At 65.0% G+C, this 14706-nt stretch carries 15 protein-coding genes and 1 pseudogene; 11 read left to right on the forward strand and 5 right to left on the reverse strand.

Features of this window, described 5'->3' with window-relative positions:
* The first annotated feature begins 116 nt into the window (after positions 1-116).
* The 6 genes from exaC to JFU57_RS18775 all read left to right on the forward strand — a co-directional run bounded on the left by exaC (position 117) and on the right by JFU57_RS18775 (position 6933).
* Positions 117-1637, forward strand: a complete 1521-nt coding sequence (gene exaC / locus JFU57_RS18750) for an acetaldehyde dehydrogenase ExaC (RefSeq protein ID WP_078473725.1) — start codon at positions 117-119, stop codon at positions 1635-1637.
* Between the two features lie 229 nt (positions 1638-1866).
* Positions 1867-1938: a pyrroloquinoline quinone precursor peptide PqqA gene (gene pqqA / locus JFU57_RS18755; RefSeq protein WP_011060521.1), complete on the forward strand. Its 72-nt coding sequence runs from the start codon at positions 1867-1869 to the stop codon at positions 1936-1938.
* 64 nt (positions 1939-2002) lie between these two features.
* Complete coding sequence (gene pqqB, locus JFU57_RS18760) at positions 2003-2917, forward strand: pyrroloquinoline quinone biosynthesis protein PqqB (RefSeq protein ID WP_201130358.1); 915 nt, start codon at positions 2003-2005, stop codon at positions 2915-2917.
* A 233-nt stretch (positions 2918-3150) separates the two neighbouring features.
* Entirely contained in the window at positions 3151-4314 is a 1164-nt protein-coding gene (gene ercA, locus JFU57_RS18765) for an alcohol dehydrogenase-like regulatory protein ErcA (protein ID WP_078473723.1), read from the forward strand.
* Positions 4298-6025, forward strand: a complete 1728-nt coding sequence (locus JFU57_RS18770) for a hybrid sensor histidine kinase/response regulator (RefSeq protein ID WP_078473722.1) — start codon at positions 4298-4300, stop codon at positions 6023-6025. Before ercA ends, JFU57_RS18770 begins: the two co-directional genes overlap by 17 nt.
* Positions 6026-6090: 65 nt before the next feature.
* Positions 6091-6933, forward strand: coding sequence for a VanW family protein (locus JFU57_RS18775; RefSeq protein WP_201130359.1), 843 nt, complete (start codon positions 6091-6093; stop codon positions 6931-6933).
* Here the strand turns inward: JFU57_RS18775 and JFU57_RS18780 are convergent.
* Positions 6907-7455, reverse strand: a complete 549-nt coding sequence (locus tag JFU57_RS18780; protein ID WP_078473720.1) for a YniB family protein — start codon at positions 7453-7455, stop codon at positions 6907-6909. The two genes, JFU57_RS18775 and JFU57_RS18780, sit on opposite strands and share 27 nt — an antisense overlap.
* 128 nt (positions 7456-7583) lie before the next feature.
* Between JFU57_RS18780 and JFU57_RS33265 the strand changes: the two are divergent.
* Positions 7584-7731 (forward strand): annotated as a pseudogene (locus tag JFU57_RS33265) (VanW family protein); the annotation flags it as partial.
* A gap of 12 nt (positions 7732-7743) precedes the next feature.
* Here JFU57_RS33265 and JFU57_RS18785 read toward each other — a convergent pair.
* Positions 7744-8292 (reverse strand): YniB family protein, encoded by a 549-nt coding sequence (locus tag JFU57_RS18785; protein ID WP_078473718.1) that lies wholly within the window; start codon positions 8290-8292, stop codon positions 7744-7746.
* Between the two features lie 181 nt (positions 8293-8473).
* Here JFU57_RS18785 and JFU57_RS18790 point away from each other — a divergent pair, with 181 nt between their 5' ends.
* The 4 genes from JFU57_RS18790 (at position 8474) to JFU57_RS18805 (ending at position 13442) form a co-directional block, all read left to right on the forward strand.
* Positions 8474-9142, forward strand: coding sequence for an ABC transporter ATP-binding protein (locus tag JFU57_RS18790; RefSeq protein ID WP_201130360.1), 669 nt, complete (start codon positions 8474-8476; stop codon positions 9140-9142).
* A gap of 1 nt (position 9143) precedes the next feature.
* Positions 9144-11624: an ABC transporter permease gene (locus JFU57_RS18795; protein WP_201130361.1), complete on the forward strand. Its 2481-nt coding sequence runs from the start codon at positions 9144-9146 to the stop codon at positions 11622-11624.
* Positions 11614-12696, forward strand: coding sequence for a lipocalin-like domain-containing protein (locus tag JFU57_RS18800; RefSeq protein WP_201130362.1), 1083 nt, complete (start codon positions 11614-11616; stop codon positions 12694-12696). Before JFU57_RS18795 ends, JFU57_RS18800 begins: the two co-directional genes overlap by 11 nt.
* A 161-nt stretch (positions 12697-12857) precedes the next feature.
* Positions 12858-13442 (forward strand): hypothetical protein, encoded by a 585-nt coding sequence (locus JFU57_RS18805; protein ID WP_078473715.1) that lies wholly within the window; start codon positions 12858-12860, stop codon positions 13440-13442.
* 235 nt (positions 13443-13677) lie between these two features.
* Here the strand turns inward: JFU57_RS18805 and JFU57_RS18810 are convergent, their stop codons facing one another.
* Genes JFU57_RS18810 through JFU57_RS18820 form a run of 3 tightly spaced genes read right to left on the reverse strand, consistent with a single transcriptional unit; the run spans position 13678 to position 14674 of the window.
* On the reverse strand, positions 13678-13989 hold the full coding sequence (locus JFU57_RS18810) for a hypothetical protein (protein ID WP_078473714.1): 312 nt from the start codon (positions 13987-13989) through the stop codon (positions 13678-13680).
* Entirely contained in the window at positions 13986-14228 is a 243-nt protein-coding gene (locus JFU57_RS18815; RefSeq protein ID WP_201130363.1) for a hypothetical protein, read from the reverse strand. The genes JFU57_RS18810 and JFU57_RS18815 overlap by 4 nt, the downstream gene beginning before the upstream one ends.
* On the reverse strand, positions 14225-14674 hold the full coding sequence (locus JFU57_RS18820; RefSeq protein WP_078473712.1) for an SMI1/KNR4 family protein: 450 nt from the start codon (positions 14672-14674) through the stop codon (positions 14225-14227). The genes JFU57_RS18815 and JFU57_RS18820 overlap by 4 nt, the downstream gene beginning before the upstream one ends.
* Between the last annotated feature and the right edge of the window lie 32 nt (positions 14675-14706).

Below are 14706 nucleotides of genomic sequence, written 5' to 3' on the forward strand. Positions count from 1 at the left end.
ACTACCAAATAACGAGAGTCCCCCTGCCAACGGCGCATTCGTCTGGGGCCCGGGGCTCTCTACCATCGGGGTATCGCCTGTTGACCGACAGGCTTCGACCCAAGCAGAGGCCCAGCATGATCTACGCACAACCCGGAACCCCAGGCGCTGTCGTTTCCTTCAAGCCGCGCTATGGCAATTTTATCGGCGGCGAGTTCGTGGCCCCGGTCAATGGCCAGTACTTCAGCAACACCTCGCCGGTCACCGGTGAAGTGATCGCCGAATTCCCCCGCTCCAGTGCCGAAGATGTGGAAAAGGCCCTGGACGCCGCCCACGCCGCCGCTGACGCCTGGGGCAAGACCTCGGCCCAGGACCGCTCCCTGGTGCTGCTGAAAATCGCCGACCGTATCGAGCAGAACCTGGAGATCCTGGCGATCACCGAAACCTGGGACAACGGCAAGGCCGTCCGCGAAACCCTGAATGCCGACGTGCCCCTGGCTGCCGACCATTTCCGCTATTTCGCCGGTTGCATCCGCGCCCAGGAAGGTTCGGCCGCCGAGATCAACGAACACACTGCCGCCTATCATTTTCACGAGCCCCTGGGCGTGGTCGGGCAGATCATCCCGTGGAACTTCCCGCTGCTGATGGCCGCCTGGAAACTCGCCCCGGCCCTGGCCGCCGGCAACTGCGTGGTGCTCAAGCCGGCCGAGCAGACGCCGCTGTCGATCATGGTGTTCGCCGAGCTGATTGCCGACCTGTTGCCGGCCGGGGTGCTGAACATCGTCCAGGGCTTTGGCCGCGAAGCGGGCGAGGCGCTGGCCACCAGCACGCGCATCGCCAAGATCGCCTTCACCGGCTCCACGCCGGTGGGCTCGCACATCATGAAATGCGCGGCCGAGAACATCATCCCGTCCACCGTGGAACTGGGCGGCAAATCGCCGAACATCTTCTTCGAAGACATCATGCAGGCCGAGCCGCAGTTCATTGAAAAGGCTGCCGAAGGCCTGGTGCTGGCGTTCTTCAACCAGGGCGAAGTCTGCACCTGCCCGTCGCGGGCGCTGGTCCAGGAGTCGATCTACGAACCCTTCATGGCTGAAGTCATGAAGAAGATCGTCAAGATCAAGCGCGGCAACCCGCTGGACACCGAAACCATGGTCGGTGCCCAGGCGTCGGAGCAGCAGTACGACAAGATTCTCTCGTACCTGAAAATCGCCCAGGAGGAGGGCGCCGAGCTGCTCACCGGCGGCGCTGCCGAGCACCTGGAGGGCGACCTCTCCAGCGGCTATTACATCCAGCCGACCCTGCTCAAGGGCCACAACAAAATGCGCGTGTTCCAGGAAGAAATCTTCGGCCCGGTGGTGGGCGTGACCACCTTCAAGGACGAAGCCGAAGCCCTGGCGATTGCCAACGACAGCGAGTTCGGCCTCGGTGCCGGCCTCTGGACCCGCGACATCAACCGCGCGTACCGCATGGGCCGGGCGATCAAGGCCGGTCGCGTGTGGACCAACTGCTACCACCTGTACCCGGCCCACGCCGCGTTCGGTGGCTACAAGAAGTCCGGCGTGGGTCGGGAGAACCACAAAATGATGCTCGACCACTATCAGCAGACCAAAAACCTGCTGGTGAGCTACGACATCAATCCCCTGGGCTTTTTCTAAAAAGCAGGGTCGTAGCGGGGCAGTTGGGTGCTGCCTCGCTCCGACCTGAAGGAACACAATAAAACGGCGCGACGTCTTGGGTGGACGCCGCGCCGTTTTGCGTTGCCCCCCAACCTCATCCCCTACCAACGCACCCCGCCAGCTTGTCCCAAAGTAGCATTCGGCCCCGTTGCCCCCCGTGCATTAATGCCTCTACCGGAATCGCCCGGCACAAGAAGAGGATTGACCCATGTGGCATAAACCCGCGTACACCGATCTGCGTATTGGCTTCGAAGTGACCATGTATTTCGCCAACCGCTGATGCGTTCCGCTCCGGTCAATCGTCTGCGTTGGCCGGAGTCTTCCTCGATTCCGGGAGCTTGCCCATGCATATCCGCATTCTTGGTTCCGCGGCCGGTGGCGGCTTCCCGCAGTGGAACTGCAACTGCCGCAACTGCGCCGGCGTGCGCGACGGCAGCGTGCGCGCCCTGCGCCGTACCCAATCCTCGATTGCCCTGAGCGACAACGGCGTCGACTGGATCCTGTGCAACGCCTCGCCCGACATCCGCGCCCAACTCGAATCCTTCCCGGCCCTGCAACCGGCGCGGCAACTGCGGGACACGGCGATTGCCGGGGTCATCCTGCTGGACAGCCAGATCGATCACTGCACCGGCCTGCTCAGCCTGCGCGAAGGCTGCCCGCATCAGGTCTGGTGCACCGAGATGGTCCATCAGGACCTGAGCAGCGGCTTCCCCTTGTTCAACATGCTCAGTCACTGGAACGGCGGCCTCGACTGGCAGCCGATCGATCTTTCGGGCGAGGCCTTCAGCGTCCCGGCCTGCGAGCACCTGCGGTTGCGGGCGATCCCCTTGCGCAGCAGCGCGCCGCCCTATTCGCCGCACCGGGGCAACCCGCACCCGGGGGACAACATCGGCCTGTTTGTCGAGGACCTGCGCAGCGGCGGCACCTTGTTTTATGCGCCGGGCCTGGGCCAGGTAGACCCGGAGCTGCTGGGCTGGATGCGCCGCGCCGACTGCCTGCTGGTGGACGGCACGCTGTGGCGCGACGATGAAATGCGCGTCTGCGAAGTCGGCGACAAACTGGGCAGTGAAATGGGCCACCTGGCACAAAGCGGTCCTGGCGGCATGCTCGAACTGCTCGACGGCTTTGCGAGGGCGCGCAAGGTGCTGATCCATATCAACAACACCAACCCGATCCTCGATGAGGACTCCGCCGAACGGGCGCTGCTCGACAGGCGCGGGATCGAGGTCGCGTTCGATGGGATGGACATTCACCTCTGAGCCCCTGCTGTAGCCGCTGCCGCAGGCTCGGGAACCACCGCAGTTCCACGGCGTGCTTCAGGGCCGGCGCAGCCTCGCGGGCCTGGCAGCGGCGACAGGCATTGGGTGGTGTTCGAACTGCCACGGCGTAGGTCAGGCAGCGGCTACAGGGGTACCCGATGGTCGGATTGCATTCGCAGCGGGATGCTTTAGGCTGGCGTTCATCTTCCAGAACAACAAGAAACAGGCTTCCCATGGGCCAGAATCTCAGTCTGCTGCGTAAATTCGTTTCCCCGGAAATCATCTTCGGTGCCGGCTGTCGGCACAACGTCGGCAACTATGCCAAGACCTTCGGTGCGCGCAAGGTGCTGGTGGTCAGTGACCCCGGGGTGATCGCCGCCGGCTGGGTGGCCGATATCGAGGCCAGCCTGCAGGCCCAGGGCGTCGACTATTGCCTGTACAGCGCGGTCTCGCCCAACCCTCGGGTGGAAGAGGTGATGCTGGGCGCCGAGATCTACCGCGAGAACGGCTGCGACGTGATCGTCGCGGTCGGCGGCGGCAGCCCGATGGATTGCGGCAAGGCCATCGGCATCGTCGTCGCCCACGGGCGCAGCATCCTTGAGTTCGAAGGCGTGGACATGATCCGCGTGCCGAGCCCGCCGCTGATCCTGGTGCCCACCACGGCCGGCACCTCGGCCGATGTGTCGCAGTTCGTGATCATCTCCAACCAGCAGGAACGGATGAAGTTCTCCATCGTCAGCAAGGCGGTGGTGCCGGATGTGTCGCTGATCGACCCGGAAACCACCCTGAGCATGGACCCGTTCCTCTCCGCCTGTACCGGCATCGATGCCCTGGTGCATGCCATTGAAGCCTTTGTCTCCACCGGCCACGGTCCACTGACCGACCCCCACGCGCTGGAGGCGATGCGCCTGATCAACGGCAACCTGGTGCAGATGATCGCCAATCCGACCGACATCGCCCTGCGGGAAAAAATCATGCTCGGCAGCATGCAGGCCGGCCTGGCGTTTTCCAACGCCATCCTGGGCGCGGTGCACGCCATGTCCCACAGCCTGGGCGGCTTCCTCGACCTGCCTCACGGCTTGTGCAACGCGGTGCTGGTAGAACACGTGGTGGCCTTCAACTACAGCTCGGCGCCGGAGCGTTTCAAGGTGATTGCCGAGACCTTCGGCATCGACTGTCGCGGCCTCAACCATCGACAGATCTGCGGGCGTTTGGTCGAACACCTGATCGCCCTCAAGCACGCCATCGGCTTCCACGAAACCCTGGGCCTGCACGGCGTGCGCACCGCGGATATTCCGTTCCTCTCGGAGCACGCCATGGATGACCCGTGCATCCTCACCAACCCGCGGGAATCGAGCCAGCGTGACGTCGAGGTCGTGTATGGCGAAGCGCTCTGAGGAGCAGCAACGCGCCCTCGCCGGGCTGCTGGGGCTGGGCAACCACTCGGCGCGCAAGAGTCATTACCCGGAGCTGGCGGCGCGCCTGGACGACCTGGAAGCCGAGCGCAACCGCTACAAATGGCTGTTCGAGAACGCCGTGCATGGCGTGTTCCAGGGCAGCCTGCTGCAAGGCATGCGCGCCGCCAACCCTGCCCTGGCGCGGATGCTCGGTTATCAGGACCCGCAGGAGGTGCTGTTTTCCCTGGCGGACCTGGCCGGCAACCTGTTTGTCGGCGGTGCCCCGGAGCTGGAAGCCATAGGCGAAATGCTGCAACGCCAGCGCAGCCTGCTGGGCTATGAAACCCAGCTGCGGCGCAAGGACGGCAGCAGCATCGATGTGCTGATGAACCTGTTGCTCAAGCCGGACCAGGATGAACTGGTGGAAGGCTTCGTCGCCGATATCACCGAGCGCAAACTGGCCCAGCAGCGCCTGCAACAACTCAATGACCAGCTTGAACAACGGGTCGCGGCACGCACCGACGAACTGCTGGAGGCCAACCGTAACCTGCAGCAGCAGATCGCCCAGCGGGAACAGGTCGAACAGGCCCTGCGCGATGCCCGGGACGCCGCGCAAGCCGCCAACCGCAGCAAGGACAAATACCTGGCCGCCGCCAGCCATGACCTGCTGCAACCCTTGAATGCCGCGCGGCTGCTGATTTCCACCCTGCGTGAACGCCAGTTGCCCGCTGCCGAAAAGGTGCTGGTGGAGCGTACGCACCAGGCCCTGGAAGGCGCCGAAGATCTGCTCACCGACCTGCTGGACATCTCCAAGCTCGACCAGGCCGCGGTCAAGCCGGATGTGGCGCTGTACCGCCTGGATGAACTGCTGGCGCCGCTGGTCTCGGAATTCCAGTCGGTGGCCGAGGCGACCGGGCTCGATTTGCGCGCGCGCATCGGTGATTTCGCGGTACTCACCGACCTGCGGCTGATGACGCGCATCTTGCGCAACTTCCTCAGCAACGCCTGTCGCTATACCGAGCGCGGCAGCATCCTGCTCGGTGCCCGCCGACGTGGGGCCATGCTGCGCCTGGAAGTCTGGGACACCGGCCGCGGTATCGCCGCCGATCGCCTGGACTCGATCTTCCTCGAATTCAACCAGCTGGATGTCGGCCGCGCGGCCGATCGCAAGGGCGTCGGCTTGGGCCTGGCGATTGTCGAGCGCATTGCCAAGATCCTCGGCTACCCGGTTTTGGTGCGTTCCCAGCCAGGGCGCGGCTCGGTGTTCAGCATCGATGTGCCGCTGTCTGGCGAAGTGCCGCTGCCCATCAGCCTGGCCATGCCGCAGCCGAGCACCGGCAACCCGTTGCCGGGCCGACGCCTGCTGGTGCTGGACAACGAAGTCAGCATCCTGGAAAGCATGGCCGCGCTGCTCGGGCAGTGGGGTTGCGAGGTGCTGACCGCGACCGACGAGGCGGGGGCACTGGAGGTTTTGCAGGGGCGGGCGCCGGAGCTGATCCTGGCGGACTTCCACCTCGATCACGGGGTCATAGGGTGCGAGGTGGTGCGCAACCTGCGGGAACATTTCCGTTTGCCGCTGCCGGCGGTGATCATCACCGCCGACCGCAGCGACCAGTGCCGCCGCGCCCTGCAACAGCTCGGCGCGCCGCTGCTGAACAAACCGGTCAAGCCGGGCAAGCTGCGGGCGGTGCTCAGCCAACTGCTGGGCTAGGCTGCGCCGGGCGCTGCCGTTAAGATGCCGCAGTTTTTTCACGGACGAAGGCTGCGGGCCAATCGATGAAACCCCTGTCGCTGTATCACCCGCTCCTGTACTGGCTACGGGTCCGGCAAAAACGCCTGGTGCGGCATCTGGCCTGGCGCTTTGGCCGCCGGCGTTATGCGCGCCCCGAGGCGGGCAGCGAGCGCCTGGCGTACCGCTATATCAAGCACACCTCGAAACTGATCCGCAAACTGGGCGACTCCGACCTGGCCCTGCAGCACAACAAGGTGATCAACCTGCGGCTGGCGGTGGCCAGTATCGATGGGGTGCGCATTGCCCCGGGCGAGTACTTTTCGTTTTGCCGCCTGGTCGGTCGCCCAAGCCGCGAGCGGGGGTTTGTCGAAGGCATGGAGCTGTCGTTCGGCGAGGCGCGCAGCGGCATCGGTGGTGGCATCTGCCAGTTGAGCAACCTGATTCACTGGATGGCGATCCACTCGCCGCTGGTGGTGGTCGAGCGTTCCAACCACAGCTTCGACCCCTTTCCCGACGAGGGCCGGGTGCTGCCATTCGGTTCGGGGGCGGCGATCTTCTACAACTACATCGACCTGGTGCTGCATAACCCGAGCACAAGCACCTTCCAGCTCAAGTTGAAGGTCGGCGAGTCTCAGCTCGAAGGCGAACTGCTGTGCGAGCAGCCGCGGGATTTCAATTACCACATCTACCAGCGCGGCCATCGCTTCACTCGCGAGGGCAGCCGGGTGCTGCGTGAGAACGAGATCTGGCGCGATGTGCTGACCAAGGGCCAGAACCCGCAATTGGAGCGCCGGGAGTTGCTGTACCGCAACCGGGTCGTGGTCAAGTACCCGGTGGCGGACGAGCTGCTGGACCCGCCGCTACAGGACCCGCAGCGTCCACAGTAGGCCGAGGAAGACCACCGCGATGCCCAGGGGCAGCACGTACAGCAGGCGCGCCTGGGAAAAGAACGAAGGCACGTCGCCGATCAGGGTCGAGTCCTCCAACTGCTGGCGGGTCATCACCGGCACGCCGTCCTGCGCCGGGGCGCTGAGCTGGGCCTCGATATGGGGTTCGACGGCCGCCACTTTGCGCATCAGTGCCCGGCCCGAGGCGAACAGCGCGGCACCGACGAAGATCAGCAGGTAAATCACCAGGTATTTCCAGTGCTGCGAACTGTTGAGCCGAATGAAATCCGGGACCGGGCTGTTACTCCAGAACCAGTCCAGGGGCCGGGTGTTTTCGTAGAGCCAGTACATGAAGTTCTTGATCGGCCGGTTGATGGTGCCGGCCATGGCGGTGTAGTCGTCCAGGCGCCACTTGAACATCTGCAGGGTGGAAAACACGGTGGAGATCAAGGCGCCGGTGAACATCAGTGCACCTACGCCGATGAACAGCCGGTATTTCAATTGGGCGCGGGTGTAGTTCATGTGTGCTTCCTGCCATGAAGAAAAGGGGCGCAATACTATATTCCGCCGCGCCTGGCCGATAGTGGCGGCGCGGGTTGATGGGCGCTCAGGCATTGACTGCCTGGAGCGGCGAAGGTTTCAGCGCCACGCACACCTCGAAACTGATCCGGAAGCTGGGTGACTCCGACCTGGCCCTGCCGCACAACAAGGTGATCAACCTGCGGCTGGCGCTGGCCAGTAGCGATGGGGCGCATTGCCCCGGGCGAGTACGTTTCGTTCTGCCGGCTGGTCGGTCGCCAGCGTCGGGCATCAGATGATGCCCAGCATCCACAGTAGGCCCAGGTAGACCGCCGCGGCGCCCAGCGGCCAGACCACAAGCAGGCGGACCTGGCTGAAGAACGACGGAGCCTTGTCCACCAGGGTCGAGTCTTCCAGCTGTTGCAGGGTCTTGGCCGGTACGCCTTCCTCCACCGGGGCCTTGAGCTGGGCTTCGATCAGCGGCTCGACTGCTTCGACCTTGCGCATCATTCCCCGGCCCGTAGCGAACAGCGCCGCGCCGACGAAGATCAGCAGGTAGATCACCAGGAATTTCCAGTGGGACGGGTAGCTCAGGTCGATGAAGCTGGGTGTCGGGCTGTTGTCCCAGAACCAGTTCAGCGCCTGGGTGTTGTCGTTGACCAGGTACACGAAGTACTTGATCGGGCGATTGATGGTCGAGGCCATGGTGGTGTAGCTGTCCAGGCGCCAATAGAGCATTTTCAGGGTCGAGAAAAAGGTCGAGATCAAAGCACCGGTAAACAACAGTGCGCCTGCGGCGATGTACAGCCGGTACTGCAATTGGACCCTGGTGTAGGTCATGGATGCTTCCTGCAATGAAAAAAGGGCTGCAATACTATATTCCGCCGCGCCAGGCCGATAGGGGCGGCGCGGGTTGATGGGCGCTCAGGCATTGACTGCCTGGAGCGGCGAAGGTTTCAACCGGCCTCGGGCGCTGCACGCGCTATCCTTGGGCCTCATCTTCGGTCGGACGATTCAGCCCATGCTCGATGTACAAGGAGTGTTCAAGAGTTACGCCACGCCCCAGGGGCCGTTGGCGGTGCTGCAGGGTGTCGACTTACAACTGGGGCAGGGCGGCAGCCTGGCGCTGATGGGCGAGTCGGGCAGCGGCAAGAGCACCTTGCTGCACCTGGTGGCGGGGCTGGATCAGGTTGATCGCGGCAGCATTCGCGTTGGCGGGCAGCCGCTGGAGCGCATGAACGAACACCAGCTGGCCAACTGGCGCCGCACGGAAGTGGGCCTGGTGTTCCAGCAGTTCAACCTGATCGGCAGCCTGCGGGTTGACGACAACCTGGCGTTCCAGGCGCGCCTGGCCGGGCGTTTCGATCCGCGCTGGCAGGCGCAATTGGTGGAGCGCCTGGGCCTGGGCGAGTTGCTGCGGCGCTACCCGGAGCAGTTGTCCGGTGGCCAGCAGCAACGGGTCGCCCTCGGCCGCGCGCTGGCGTCCAGGCCTGGCCTGCTGCTGGCCGACGAACCCACCGGCAGCCTCGACGAAGCCACCAGCGACGAAGTGCTGCAGCTGTTGCTCGACCTGCTGGCCGACAGCCCCACCAGCCTGCTGATGGTTACCCACAGTCAGCGGGTCGCGAGCCGCCTGGGGCAGATTGTGCTGTTGCACGGCGGACGCCTGGCCGACCCGGACGGGCACTGAGATGGGGGTCTTCACAGGCGCCCTGGGCGCGCTGCTCAGCCATTGGCGGCGGCACCCGGTGCAGTTCTTCAGTGTGCTGACTGGTTTGTGGCTGGCCACCAGCCTGCTGACCGGAGTCCTGGCGCTCAACAGCCAGGCCCGTGACAGCTACGCCCGGGCCAGCCAACTGATCGGCGGCGAGCCCCAGGCCAGTCTGGGCACGGCCAGCGCCGGCAACTTTACTCAAGCCTGGTTCGTCAGCCTGCGCCGTGCCGGTTGGCCGGTATCGCCCGTGCTGCAAGGGCGCATTACGCTCAAGGAACATCCGCAGGTGCGCCTGCAATTGATGGGGATCGAGCCGCTGTCGCTGCCGGCCGGGGCCGCGGTGGCCGGCAAGGCCCTGGACCTGCGGCAGATCGTCGACTTCTTCGGCCCGCCCGGGCGCACCTGGATCGCGCCGCAGACCCTGGCTGCCCTGGGTTATCACGAGGGCCAGCAGCCGCAGACGGCGGATGGCCAGGTGCTGCCGCCGTTGCACAGCCAGGCCGACATGGCCCCGGGCATGCTGTTGCTGGATATCGGTTTTGCCCAGGCCTTGCTGGGCCAGCCGGGGCAAGTCTCACGGCTGCTGTTGCCCCGGGATTTCGCCGCCCATGCGCCGCCGTTGCCCGCCGAGCTGGCCGGGCAGTTGCGGCTCAAGCAGGGCGCCGATGAGAGCGACTTGTCGCGCCTGACCGAGAGCTTTCACCTCAACCTCAATGCCCTGGGCTTTCTGTCGTTTGTGGTCGGGCTGTTTATCGTCCACGCCGCCATCGGCCTGGCCCTGGAGCAGCGCCGCAGCCTGCTGCGAACCTTGCGTGCCTGCGGTGTCAGCGCGCGGATGCTGATCTTCTGCCTGGCGGTGGAGCTGGGCGGCCTGGCGCTGCTGGGCGGGATTGCCGGGGTGGCCAGTGGTTACCTGCTGGCGGGGTGGTTGCTGCCGGATGTCGCTGCCAGCCTGCGCGGGCTGTACGGCGCCGAGGTGGCGGGGCAATTGAACCTGAGCCCCGGGTGGTGGCTGAGCGGCATCGGCCTGAGCCTGTTGGGGGCCTTGCTTGCCGGCGGCAACAGCCTGCTGCGTGCCGCGCGCCTGCCGCTGCTGGCCCTGGCCAACCCCCAGGCCTGGCATCAGGCCCACGCCCACTGGCTGCGGCGCCAGGGCCGGGTCGCCGCCCTGGCGTTGGCCGTGGCGGGCGCGGCCTGGTGGCTGGGCGACAGCCTGAGCAGCGGCTTTGTACTGATGGCGGCCTTGCTGCTGGGGGCGGCCCTGGGATTGCCGGTGCTGCTCGATGCCTTGCTCGGCGGCCTGCTGGGGCGCAGTCGCTCGGTACTGGGGCAGTGGTTTGTCGCCGATTGCCGTCAGCAACTGCCGGCACTGAGCCTGGCGTTGATGGCGCTGCTGCTGGCCCTGGCGGCCAATATCGGCGCCGGCAGCATGACGTCGGGTTTTCGCCAGACCTTCACTGACTGGCTCGAACAGCGCCTGACCGCCGAGCTGTACCTCAACCCCCAAAGCCCGGCCCAGGCCCGGGAGCTGCAGCAGTGGCTGCCCGAGCAGCCGGAAGTGACAGCGCTGTTGCCCAGCTGGCTGGTGCCGTTGCAAGTGCAGGGCTGGCCGGCGGAGCTGTACGGGGTCATCGACCATCCAACCTACCGCCAGCACTGGCCGCTGCTGGAAGCCCTGGGCGAGCAGCCCTGGGACCAGTTGGCCCGGGACGACAGCCTGATGCTCAGCGAACAGCTGGCGCGTCGGCTCAAGGTGCGCGTCGGCGACCGCTTGCCGATCCCGGTGCCCGAAGGCCAATGGGCGCCGCAGGTGGTGGGGATCTACGCCGACTACGGCAACCCCAAGGGCCATATCCTGGTCAACGCCGGGCACCTGTTGCAGCACTGGCCGCAACTGACGCCGAGCCGTTTCAACCTGAGGATCGAGCCGTCGGCCATCGGCCCCCTGGTCAGCCGCTTGCACCAGCAGTTTGCCCTCGACGACAGCCGGATCATCGATCAGGTGCAACTCAAGGGCTGGTCGAGCCAGGTCTTCGAGCGCACCTTCGCCGCCACGGCAGCCCTCAACAGCCTGACCCTGGGGGTGGCCGGCGTGGCGCTGTTTATCAGCCTGCTGACCCAGAGCCAGAGCCGCCTGGGCCAGTTGGCGCCGCTGTGGGCCCTGGGCGTGACCCGGCGCCAACTGATGCTGCTCAACCTGGGCCAGACCTGGCTGCTGGCGGTGCTGACCCTGGTCCTGGCACTGCCCCTGGGCATCGCCCTGGCGTGGTGCCTGGACACCGTGATCAACGTCCAGGCCTTCGGCTGGCGCCTGCCGTTGCGGGTGTTTCCATGGCAGTTGCTGCAACTGCTGGGGCTGGCGCTGCTGGCCACCTTGCTGGCGTCGGCCTGGCCGCTGTTCACGCTTTACCGCACGCAACCTGTGGACCTGCTGAGGACGTTTGCCGATGAGCATTGATCGGGCATGCCGCCTGTTGCTGGTGTTGAGCCTGTGCCTGGGCGGTTGTGATCAGCCCGCCGCACCGCAACAGGGCTTCGCCGGGCTGGGCAACCAGGCGGCCGACTTCGCCCAGGTGGTGCCGGGCCGCACGTTCGGGTTTCCCGCCGATCACGGCGCCCATGAGGGGTTTCGCATCGAATGGTGGTACCTCACCGCCGATCTGGTGGACCCCCAAGGCCAGCACTTCGGCGTGCAGTGGACGCTGTTTCGCAGCGCCTTGCGGCCCGGCCCCGAGCAGCCCGGCTGGGGCGCGCCGGTGGTGTGGCTGGGCCACGCGGCGGCCACGTCGGCCGACGCCCATCACGCCGCCGAGCGCTTGGCCCGGGGCGGGGTGGGCCAGGCCGGGGTCAGTGCCCAGCCGTTCCAGGCCTGGATCGACGACTGGAGCCTGCGCAGCCTCACGCCCGTCGGCGATCCCCTGGCCCACCTGCAGGTGCAGGCCAGCGGGCCGGGCTTTGCCTACCAATTGCAATTGCGCGCCAGCCAGCCGCTGGTGTTGCAGGGCGAGGGCGGCTACAGCCGCAAGTCGGAACAGGGCCAGGCCTCCTATTACTACAGCCAGCCGTTTTTTCAGGCGGCGGGCAGCTTGCAGATCGATGGCAAGACCTATCAGGTCAGCGGCCCGGCCTGGCTCGACCGCGAGTGGAGCAGCCAGCCACTGGCGGCCGGGCAGAGCGGTTGGGACTGGTTCTCGTTGCACCTGGACAGTGGCGAGCGGCTGATGCTGTTTCGGGTTCGGGAGAACGATCGGGAGCCGTACCTGACCGGCACCTGGATCAGCGCCGATGGCCGCACCCAGACCTTGCACAAGGATGATATCGAACTGCTGCCCCTGGACCTGACACGGGTCGCCGGCCGCGACTTGCCAACCCGCTGGCAGCTGAAAATCCGCTCCAGGGGCCTGGATATCAGCACCCAGGCACTGAATCCCAAGGCCTGGATGAACCTGAGCATTCCTTACTGGGAGGGACCGGTACGCCTCAGTGGCAGCCATGGCGGCAGCGGTTACCTGGAAATGACCGGCTACTGAGGTCGCGGCAAAATCGGGCGCCGGGTGTGGCGTGCAGTGGGCGGGCGGGATGACGACCTGGCGGGCGCACTCGCCAGCAGCGTCTATGCTCATGCCCCACGCCTGATCGAACACCTCGATTGGCGGTCGGTTTTGTTTTCAACCACAAGGAATGTAGCCCTATGAAACTGCACACTTTAACCAAGGCCATTGCCCTGGCCACTCTGCTGTCAGCCGCCAGCCTCAGTGCCCATGCGGCGGATATCCCGCTGGCTGGCGCGGTGGAAGCCGATGAGGTGGTGACCAAGGTCCTGTCCGTGGACGCGGCCAAGCACCAGGTGGTTCTGGAAGGCGCAGGCGGCAAGCCGGTGCATGTGCAACTCAGTGACCAGGCCAAGGACCTGGGCAACCTCAAGGTGGGCGATCAGGTCAAGGTCCTGGTCACCCATTCGGTGGTCGCCGTGCTCGACACCCAGGTGGATAAAGGCGCGCCGGATGCCAGCGAAAGCAGCGGGGTGATCCGTGCCACCAAGGACAACCCCAATCCGGGTGGCGAGGCCTATCGCCAGGTCCAGGTGCAGCTGAAAATCACCGCCATCGACCTGAAGAAAAACCAGCTGACATTCGAAGGTCCGGCCGGCAATAAAAAGGTCGTGAGCGTCGAGAAGCCGGAAGTCCAGGCCCGCCTCAAGGATCTCAAGGTCGGCCAGAGCGTGGTGGTGACTTACACCGACGTGCTCAAGGTCACCAGCGAGCATGAAAGCTGATCGAGGTTTGTCGCCGCACCCGGTTCGGTTTGAGGCGCAATGGGTGTCTCAAATCGAACATTCAGCGCGGTGATTGTGTGCAGATTTATTCAGAATCTGTGCACGGACTTTCTTCGGACGTTCGATTAAAATAGCCCCCGTTCGCCCGGTGCAAAGGCTCTTTACCAGTGCATGGATTGCCGAGGCCAAAGCACTGGGCGAACACCTTTTTTTCGACGTGATGCAAGGCCGGGCTTCAGCACTTCAAGGTCTGCAACGGACCGATCTTCCGGCTCAACGCTGCTGCGAATTGCGCCTCGTCCGCAAACTGTTCCGTCTCGATAAAATCCAGAAACCACAGCCCCTCGGCCCCGGCCAATACCTCCAGCCAGCCGGGCTTGCGGATCTGTTCCTGGGGAATTGTGCTGCCGCCCATGCCATGGCCTTTACCCTCGCTCAGCATAAACAGGCGCTGCTCAAAGCAGTAGGCAACCTGCTTGGGCCACTCGGCGTGATGGGGGTACTGGGGAAACAGGTCTTTTTCGGCGATCACGTAAAAGGTTCTCATGGGCAGGCCACCATCGGCGCGACATCACCCTTGAGGCAGCTCTCGAGGAAGGCACGGGCCGCCTGCGGATCACGCTGGAACAGCTCGAAGGACGCCGCGTCCAGCTCGAAGTAATGATCGAACTCCACCAGGCTGCGGCCCGGGCGTATCGGGGTGGACATATAGGTCCGGCCCGACTCCTGCTCGATACCGAGGCAAAACTGCTCGGTGCGGTTGATGAATACGTCGTGGTACGTCATGTGCGCTCCTGATAGTTGACGCAATGGGCCAGCAGGAATTGCAGGAAGTCGGCCGGGGCGAAGCTGCTCCAGCGCTCATCGTCGTGCCGGTAGATCGACACCCGGGGCAGGCAGCGACCGTCCCTGATTGCAAAACCGTACAGGTCACCGCAACCGTTATCGGAGAACAGCACATGTTGGCCGCGCAGGGCAGCGTATTGCTGGTTGAGCTGGACCAGGTTCAAGCTACTGTCCGGGTCCAGCGAGTAGACCGTGCCCAGGGCAAAGAAGCCGCCGCCATGGCGGCTGATGAACCTGAGGTAGTCGTCGGGCAACAGGCAGTTCAATTGCTGCTGGGCATGCTGGATCTGGCTGGCGTTCGGCGGTTGGTCCGTCTCCAGTTCAAACCAGATCGGCTGCCGTTGGCGCGCATCGTCGATCAGGCGCTCAAAGATTTCAAAGTCCATGCTGCACACCCGGTGATGGGACAGGGAGATGC

This window comes from Pseudomonas sp. TH07 (assembly GCF_016651285.1).
In the GTDB taxonomy this organism is placed as follows: Bacteria; Pseudomonadota; Gammaproteobacteria; order Pseudomonadales; family Pseudomonadaceae; genus Aquipseudomonas.

What these genes read in the sequence shown, in the direction of transcription:
- exaC (WP_078473725.1), top strand. Translation starts at nt 117, where the DNA reads ATGATCTACGCACAACCCGGAACCCCAGGCGCTGTCGTTTCCTTCAAG.
- pqqB (WP_201130358.1), top strand. Translation starts at nt 2,003, where the DNA reads ATGCATATCCGCATTCTTGGTTCCGCGGCCGGTGGCGGCTTCCCGCAG.
- ercA (WP_078473723.1), top strand. Translation starts at nt 3,151, where the DNA reads ATGGGCCAGAATCTCAGTCTGCTGCGTAAATTCGTTTCCCCGGAAATC.
- JFU57_RS18770 (WP_078473722.1), top strand. Translation starts at nt 4,298, where the DNA reads ATGGCGAAGCGCTCTGAGGAGCAGCAACGCGCCCTCGCCGGGCTGCTG.
- JFU57_RS18775 (WP_201130359.1), top strand. Translation starts at nt 6,091, where the DNA reads ATGAAACCCCTGTCGCTGTATCACCCGCTCCTGTACTGGCTACGGGTC.
- JFU57_RS18780 (WP_078473720.1), bottom strand. Translation starts at nt 7,455, where the DNA reads ATGAACTACACCCGCGCCCAATTGAAATACCGGCTGTTCATCGGCGTA.
- JFU57_RS18785 (WP_078473718.1), bottom strand. Translation starts at nt 8,292, where the DNA reads ATGACCTACACCAGGGTCCAATTGCAGTACCGGCTGTACATCGCCGCA.
- JFU57_RS18790 (WP_201130360.1), top strand. Translation starts at nt 8,474, where the DNA reads ATGCTCGATGTACAAGGAGTGTTCAAGAGTTACGCCACGCCCCAGGGG.
- JFU57_RS18795 (WP_201130361.1), top strand. Translation starts at nt 9,144, where the DNA reads ATGGGGGTCTTCACAGGCGCCCTGGGCGCGCTGCTCAGCCATTGGCGG.
- JFU57_RS18800 (WP_201130362.1), top strand. Translation starts at nt 11,614, where the DNA reads ATGAGCATTGATCGGGCATGCCGCCTGTTGCTGGTGTTGAGCCTGTGC.
- JFU57_RS18805 (WP_078473715.1), top strand. Translation starts at nt 12,858, where the DNA reads ATGAAACTGCACACTTTAACCAAGGCCATTGCCCTGGCCACTCTGCTG.
- JFU57_RS18810 (WP_078473714.1), bottom strand. Translation starts at nt 13,989, where the DNA reads ATGAGAACCTTTTACGTGATCGCCGAAAAAGACCTGTTTCCCCAGTAC.
- JFU57_RS18815 (WP_201130363.1), bottom strand. Translation starts at nt 14,228, where the DNA reads ATGACGTACCACGACGTATTCATCAACCGCACCGAGCAGTTTTGCCTC.
- JFU57_RS18820 (WP_078473712.1), bottom strand. Translation starts at nt 14,674, where the DNA reads ATGGACTTTGAAATCTTTGAGCGCCTGATCGACGATGCGCGCCAACGG.